This window comes from Okeania sp. SIO3B5 (assembly GCF_010692555.1).
GTDB lineage: Bacteria > Cyanobacteriota > Cyanobacteriia > Cyanobacteriales > Microcoleaceae > Okeania.
Genome location: NZ_JAAHHG010000460.1, coordinates 1 through 8,034, shown reverse-complemented (window position 1 = coordinate 8,034; position 8,034 = coordinate 1). Strand labels below are relative to the sequence as shown.

Genomic DNA, 8,034 nt, shown 5'->3' with positions numbered 1-8,034 from the left:
TTCAGCAAACCCTAAATAGCAAATTTTTATATCAAATTCGTTTAATTCGGTATAAAAAAATGTTCCATCTTCAACCATTACCAAATATTTCTCCATCTCCCCATCCCCCCATCTCCCCATCTCCCCCTCTCCCCATCCCCCCATCTCCCCATCCCCCCATCTCCCCATCTCCCCATCTACCCATCTCCCCATCCCCCCATCTCCCCATCTCCCCATCTAATTACACCGATGCTACCGGATTTGATATTATGCCCGATCAAGATAAATTTTGAGTCTCTCTGCTAACACCTGAACATGGGGTTCAAGCATCATAGTAATATGATCCCCTGGAACAGTCTCAAGTTCCACAGAACTTTTAGACAGTTGCTCCCAACCTAAAGATGAGTTCTTTTGGAGTTGGTTACGCATAGCATCAGTCACACCAATAGCAGTACTCCAAACACGAACATCACTACTGCGGAAAAGAGCAATAGGAGTTGGATAAAGTTTCTTTGGGTGATAATGACCCATAGCATAAACACTAGCTTTTAAAACCTTGACAAAACCATGCACTTGTCTTTTAGCTGCCTCAGAAGGACGGACATGAAGCTTTTTCACTAATCGCTCGGTAACATAATCTAATTGCTCATCAGGAGAGAAAACCTTCAGATCATTGTAGGATATCTCTAAATTTTCCTTTAAAAAGTATTCAAATAACCTCACGACCTCACTCACATATTTAGTATCATCCCAACCAGCAATTACGATACTACTAAATAAAGGAGCAGGAATATCAAAAACAGCAAGTAAACCAATTTCATCTCCCTGTTTTTGTAACTGTTGGGATATTTCAAAAGCTACTTGACCGCCGAAAGAATGACCTCCCAAGAAATAAGGACCTGTAGGTTGAATATTTTTTAATGCCTCGATATAGTCAGCAGCGATCGCCTCTACATTTGTTTGAGGTTCTGCTCGATCATCCATTCCTCGTGCTTGTAGTCCGTAAAATGGTTGGTCTTGACCGAGATGAAAAGCTAGAGAGTGCAGATAAAATGCAGTTCCTACACCTCCAGGAATACAAAAGAAAGGAGGTTTAGAACCCTTCGGTTGAATTGCTATCACAGGGGAAGCAAAACCCGAATCTAAATTTTCATCGGTAACTAACCCAATATCATAATTTGTAGAAGGTTCCGGGGAAAGCACTTTTTCGGCCAAATAATTAGCTAAAGCTGCAACTGTGGGATACTCAAAAATTAGTGTTGCTGGAAAAGATGTTCCCAAACTTTCTTGTAGAATATCGCTCAACTCAACAACTGTCAGAGAATCTAATCCCATGCTAGTTAAAGGTTGTTCCCAGTCTAATTGAGATGAATTTACTTGGAGAATATTTGAGATTAAAATCTGAAGATGGGATATTAGTAATTCCTGACGTTTTTCGGGTGTGGTAGCTAAGAGTGTTTTTCTATCCAAAAAGACTTGCTTTTCCTTTTCTAACAAATCAAAATCTTGGAATACACTACTGCCAACCACATCAATACTTCCCTCCAGAAAACCTGCTTTGCAAACATAACGCTGAATTTTATTACTAGAAGTTTTAGGGATAGTTCCTGTTTTCAACAACGATACCCCATAAACTTGTAACTGATGCTGTTCACATACAGCTTGACGGATAGCATTAACAACCTCATCTACATCCAGTTGTTCCAAGTAACTTTCCTGAACCTCCTGAACAATAACCAGTCTTTCCTCACTTTCTACCTCTACGGAAAACGCTGCACCACAACTAGGTCGTAAAGCTTGATGACTTCTGTCTACCGTTAACTCAATATCCTGGGGATAATGGTTACTTCCTCGGATAATAATTAAATCTTTGAGACGACCAGTAACAAACAATTCATCATTGAGCAAAAATCCTAAATCACCTGTTCTGAGAAACGGACCTTGTTCTGTATCTTTTAAATAACCTTGAAAAGTTTCTGCAGTTGCTTCTAGTCTATTCCAATAACCTTGAGCAACACTAGGACTAGAAAGCCAAATTTCTCCTACTTCGTTGCTCGAACATTCGGTTAAAGTATCCGGGTTAACAATGACAATTTTTGCATCTGAACCAGCGCGACCACAACCAACGATTTTTTGGGTACTATCGCTCTCGTCAACTCCTACCACAACCAGGTTTTTAGTAAACTCAGTTTTGTCAATATTCAGAATAACTGTAGATTCTGTTTTTAACCCTAAACTAATACCCATAACACTCTCTGCCATTCCATAACCTGCAGTGAAAGCTTCTGGGCGAAAACCACAAGGTTGAAAAGTTTTGATAAACCGCTTAAAGGTCTCTGCACGAACAGGTTCAGCACCGCTAACAGCCAATTCCCAACTACTTAGATCAAGCATTTCCCGTTCTTCAGGAGTTGTTTGAAAACAAACTAAGTCATAAGCAAAGTTAGGAGCGAGACTTTGAGTAGCTTTGTAACGAGAAATAGCCATTAACCAACGGAAAGGTTTTTGCAGAAAATCCAACGGTGACATAATTTTCACAGGAAAATTACCGTAGAGAGGTTGTATAACTCCGACCACTAACCCTGTATTGTGACCAAAGGGCAACCAAGTCACTGTGTGACTTTCGGGTGTAGTCTCAGACTGCTCATAACCCATAGCTAAATTGTGCAGAATATTCTTGTGACTTATCATTACCCCCTTCGGTTTTCCAGTCGAACCAGAAGTGTACTGCAGAAAAGCGAGGGTATCACTATTGATAGCAGGTTCTTGCCAGTCCGACTCCAGGTTTTGATCAATAATATTGTTAGCATCTAGTAACTGCATTTTTGCCAATATGGAATTTTCAGCAAAGCGACTTTTTAAGTAAGCTAAGAGAGGTGTAGTAGTAAGAGCAAACTTTGCTTGAGCATCTGCTGCAATTGCTTCTAATCTTGAGAGGGACTGGTTAGGGCGAGGTGGATAAGCGGGTATAGCGATCGCTCCTGCATACAAACAGCCAAAAAATCCCGCCATAAATTCTAGTCCAGGAGCGTACAATAGCAAGACTCTTTCACCTTTAGCATCTAGGGATTGAAGATTTGCTGCTATGGCCTTTGCCTGTTGTTCTAGTCTTTGATAGGTAAGAGTATTAGCTTCTGTTTCACCATCTTGGAGAAAAGTATAGGTTGGTTGTTCAGGTTGATTTAGGGTTCTATGGTGTAGGAGGTCTATTAGAGTGTTAAATTGCATATTATTTGGTAGTTTTGTAAATTTATCCATGCTTAGATTAGATCTGAATTTTTCTCTACAATGATAATCTCAAGTATTACGAAAATCAATCATTGTCTGCCAATACACATCTGGCATTCCAGTGTCAAAGCATCTCCCTTTTACCAAATACCCGTTCATTCCTTCTGTTTTTTGCAATTTATCCAAACAAGATGTCAGTTGAAACTCACCTTTTTCTCTAGCATTTTGTTTGATATTTTCTTCTAGGTAATCAAATATTTTGGCTGTCAATAAATATATGCCAAAAACTCCTAGAAATTCATCTTCTTTCATTCCTGCCACATGAAGTTTTTGTCTGGCATAATTGAGTTCTGGTTTTTCATAGATTGTATCTATATTAATTATGCCATCGGCAACTAAATTCCCACTAATACAACCATAATGATGTATTTCTGTTCCTGGTATTATTCTCACTCCAATTACACTTTTATTGGTCTGTTCGTAGATTTGCAAAATTTGACTTGCACAAGATTTTTTCACCTCAGAAGCATAAATATGATCTCCTAGTAATAACAAAAAAGGTTCATCTTTAACCCACTCTTTAGCACAGAAAACTGCATGACCATAACCTGCTTGTTCTGACTGAGTTAATAGAGTAATTTTACTGCCTAAATTTTGTAAATATTCACAATATTCTTGTTTTTCTGGTGAAAGTTTATAATAATAACTAGGGATAGCTTGGAAAAAATCTGTAAAAACTTGAAAATCGCTTTTTTGTATTACTATTCCCACATTCTCTATTCCGGCACTTATGGCTTCTTCAACAATTATTTGAATTATCGGTTTTGCTTTACCATCTCTATCAATGATGGGAAATAGTTCTTTTTTGACAACTTTAGTCGCTGGAAACATCCGCGTACCAAAACCTGCTGCTGGAATTACTGCTTTTCTCACTTTTGCTTTTGATTCTGTCATATAATTTTAGTTTTTTGGTTAATCAATAAATGATGATGAATATCTTGATTCAGATTTACAGCAGATTCCAAGTATATGAAGTACAGATATTAACAATTAAATGTTCCCAGTCCGAGCATCTTGCTCGCGAGGAAGTATCTTGCCCGCGACGGGTGTACCTCACCAAAATGGAATTAGCTGTAATATCATAATTCAGAAGACCCTGATGGACATTTCTCAAAATACTCAAAATCATCAGGTGCTGTTAATGAAGGTTTGTTAGTTTCACAAATCATTGATTTAGTAATATCGTAATCAATATAAACTATATCAACATAAACTATACCAGAATAACTTTTTAATTGTTTGTCTTTGGCAGTAGCAGTAGAGATGACATAACGACTAGAATTTATCTTGCTAATATCGTATAAGTAACTTTCAGTTTCTAACCTGATGCCTAACCCTAAATAAGAGATGTTATCTGAAAATTCTTCCATTTCTGCTGAGTGTCTAGTTTTACGATCGGCTTTTAATTTTTTAATACTATAGCAATCCTAAATAAGTTGCGGGTAATCAAAAAGTAGATAAAAAACTGAAACTCTTACCTGTTCCCTGTTCCCTGTTCCCTATTCCCTATTCCCTAAAAGCGATAAGATTTTTATACACAAGTAAAATAGGATTACTATATTAAGTTTCTTGACAATTTTAGTTATAATTTGCTTGGCTTTCTTCCTAAAATTGTCTCACAAATATTTTCATATCATAGGTGGATAGATAATGTACCGATTTTATATTTCTAAGTTAAGGAATTTAATGATTTTTAATATTCAATCAAAATATATTTATAGTATAAAAGTATTAAATTTAAAAAAAAACGTTGGCATTATTGAGAACAAAAGGTAGTATATATAAAAGAAAATAAATTTATGGGTGCATTGGAAGAAAGTTAAAATTTAAAACTTTATAATTTTTTCTAGTTAGATATATGATTGAAATAATTTAAACAAAAATAATATCTAGGAAAAATTATACCTATATTTATTAGGAAAAAACTCTGGATTTTTCTAATAACATTGCTCTATTTTTAACTAATAGACATCTCCAAAAAACAAAAATAAAATCAATTATTATCCATAAATTATCAATTATTCCCCTCCCCTCCTGGGAGGGGCTAGGGGTGGGTTCCCTGTTCCCTCTTTTCTGGAGATGTCTAATAATTTATTTGTTAAGACTCAGAGAACTCTAAAAATAAAGAAAAATCTAGATTCCTCAATACAGCTAACGCCTCAACACAACATATTAGTAAGGAAAAAAAATGGCTCAAATTATTGGATTACTTGGAAACGATAATATCAATGGTACACAACAAGATGATATCATCCTTGGTCGCCTGGGTGACGATAAAATTGAAGGTAAAGATGGTAATGATTTGATTGATGGTGGAGATGGAAAAGATGATCTAGAAGGTAATGATGGTAATGATACTATTACTGGTGGCCCCGATGACGACAAGATTGAAGGCGATGATGATAATGACTTGATTTTTGGCCAAGAAGGTGATGATGATATTAAAGGTGGGAAGGATGATGATATCATTTCTGGAGGTGCTGGAGAAGACAAGCTCAAAGGAGATGATGGCGACGACGTAATTTTTGGTGGTGATGATGATGACGATATCGAAGGTAAGAAAGGAGAGGATATCCTGGTTGGAGGCTTGGGTGACGATAAACTCCGTGGTGGTTCCGACGAAGATATATTTGTTTATACAGCTATTGGTGAAGGAATAGATGAAATTACTGACTTTGAAGTTGACGAAGATAAATTTGGTTTCCTGGCCGGAGTCTTTGATCCTGCTGCCACTGGAGGGTTAAATCTTGTCACATTTACTGATGTTGACGATGATGATGTACCAAACTTACTGAGTAATTCAAGTTTATTAGATGGTATTGATGGTTTAAATGAAAACCTCCCAAGCTTTATCTTTTTTGATGAAAATGATAATGGGAAAAAAGGTACATTAGCTTACTTCCAAGATGATGTAACAGATATTATTGCCAGAGTATCAGTGAAGAAAGGGGAATTAACTCCAGAAAACTTTGAATACTTAGTAGAAGATAATATTAATTTTCCTGAAATTGATGATAATGATAGCGAAATTAATTTTGGTGAAGATGGGGCAGTAATTAATATTGATTTTTCCTTACTTGAATTACTAGGAATTAGTCAGCTTACAGAACTTCAGGTTTCAATAATTAATCAAAGTTCTACAGAAATTAATGGTAATTTTTTCGTTCTGTCAGAAGAAATTGATATTACATTACTGCAACAATTGTTAGTAGGTATTAATTTTAATAGCGCAGCTATATTTTTATTCAACACATCAGAAAGTACCATATTAGCATCATTTAATGGAACAGAAATCACAACAATTGCTGAGTATGAAACAATTACGAATCTAACAGAATTTAGCATTGAAAATAACCTCAGTATTAGTACAAATAGCTTCTCAATTTTTGAAGAAAATCAAGTAGCAATTAGTGTTTCTATACTAGAAGAATTAGGAGTGACTTTAGATGCTCTAACCAGTATTGTTATAGAATCTGCTGATGATATTGAAGCGGTAGAAGGAAATTTATTAATTTTCCAAACAGAAACATTTGAGACTACACAAGAAGTTAAACAAAGATTAGATATTCTTGTTAGTAATAATGCTGTTTTAGCTGTTGCTAATGTTGGAGGGCAAACAGTCTTAGTTTTCTCAAATGGCAGCTCTGAAGAAGTTACTATTCTTGAAGAATTTGATGAGGTAATAACTAACATAGAATCATTTAGTAGTTTGAACCTTAGCCTCTTCAATGAAATTGAAATTACGGCAGAGACTGAAACGGTTACTGCTACGGATAATTCAGATGAATTCTTTATTATTAGTACAGTTGAAGGTGGTGTTCTGATTGAAAATTTTGATGCAAATACAGATATTATTAAATTACAGTCAGAAGTTTTTGGTAATCTGACAAATGAGAGTTTAACCAGAGCAGTAGTATCAGTCTTTACCAGTGCTGAACAAATAGGAAATGCCAATTTTTTAGTCATAGACCAAGTATTTACTTCCATAACAGAAGTAGAAACAAGATTAACTGAATTGGGTGTAACTGGTTCAGTTTTCTTGAGTTATACAAATGAATTAGACCAAACTGTTTTTGCTTTTTCAGAAGGAGGTTCAGTTCAGGTCATTGCAAACTTCTCTACTGACATAGAAATTGATATAGATAATCTCTTGATTATCGAAAATAGTGACGATATGGACGACGATGATGACGATATGGACGACGACGATGACATGGATGATGATGACGATATGGACGACGACGATGATATGGATGATGACGACGATGATGATGACGACGATGATGATGACGACGATGATGATGATGACGACGATGATGATGATGATGATGATGACGATGACTTTGATATAACAGTAGACCAGATAGAAATTAATGCTGAGATACTAACATCACTTAATGTATCAGTAGAAAACTTCACCATCACTAATATCACTGCTGAGTCTATGGGAGAAGTTGAAGCAAACTGCTTAGTTTTTGAAGAAGAAAGTTTTGCTAGTCTAGAAATTCTCCAACAACGACTATCAACCCTTGTTCTGCAAAACTCAGTTCTAATATTAGCAACCATCGAAGGTACTACCCAGTTAGTCTTATATAATGGCAGCGAGTTTGAGATTATTGAAGACTTTGAAATTGAGCTAGAAAATATCAGTCAGTTTAATGCTAGCAACCTACAGTTTACTAGCAACATTGAAATTATCAACCAGACAGAGATAAATGCTATAGTCGGTGTAGTCAATAAGTTTACCTTCAATAGCTTCATCGAAAA

3 protein-coding genes and 2 pseudogenes are annotated in these 8,034 nt (G+C 35.8%); 1 reads left to right on the top strand and 4 read right to left on the bottom strand.

The genetic code is table 11. From position 1 onward, the window contains the following. The 4 genes and pseudogenes from F6K54_RS35455 to F6K54_RS35440 all read right to left on the bottom strand — a co-directional run. Positions 1 to 216: pseudogene (locus F6K54_RS35455) on the bottom strand (hypothetical protein); the annotation flags it as partial. Between the two features lie 30 nt (positions 217 to 246). After that, on the bottom strand, positions 247 to 3,207 hold the full coding sequence (locus F6K54_RS35450) for an alpha/beta fold hydrolase (protein ID WP_293088441.1): 2,961 nt from the start codon (positions 3,205 to 3,207) through the stop codon (positions 247 to 249). 69 nt (positions 3,208 to 3,276) lie between these two features. Continuing rightward, positions 3,277 to 4,161: a UTP--glucose-1-phosphate uridylyltransferase gene (locus F6K54_RS35445; protein ID WP_293088439.1), complete on the bottom strand. Its 885-nt coding sequence runs from the start codon at positions 4,159 to 4,161 to the stop codon at positions 3,277 to 3,279. Between the two features lie 185 nt (positions 4,162 to 4,346). Continuing rightward, positions 4,347 to 4,637 carry a type IV pilin-like G/H family protein gene (locus F6K54_RS35440; RefSeq protein ID WP_293088437.1) on the bottom strand — a complete coding sequence of 97 codons (291 nt, stop codon included), beginning with the start codon at positions 4,635 to 4,637 and terminating at the stop codon, positions 4,347 to 4,349. Between the two features lie 818 nt (positions 4,638 to 5,455). On the opposite strand from F6K54_RS35440, the pseudogene F6K54_RS35435 reads away from it, so the two are divergent. Continuing rightward, positions 5,456 to 8,034, top strand: a pseudogene (locus tag F6K54_RS35435) (hypothetical protein); the annotation flags it as partial.

Bases quoted from the DNA above. Each gene is read 5' to 3' on its own strand.
- F6K54_RS35440 (WP_293088437.1), bottom strand. From the start codon at position 4,637: ATGGAAGAATTTTCAGATAACATCTCTTATTTAGGGTTAGGCATCAGG.
- F6K54_RS35450 (WP_293088441.1), bottom strand. From the start codon at position 3,207: ATGCAATTTAACACTCTAATAGACCTCCTACACCATAGAACCCTAAAT.
- F6K54_RS35445 (WP_293088439.1), bottom strand. From the start codon at position 4,161: ATGACAGAATCAAAAGCAAAAGTGAGAAAAGCAGTAATTCCAGCAGCA.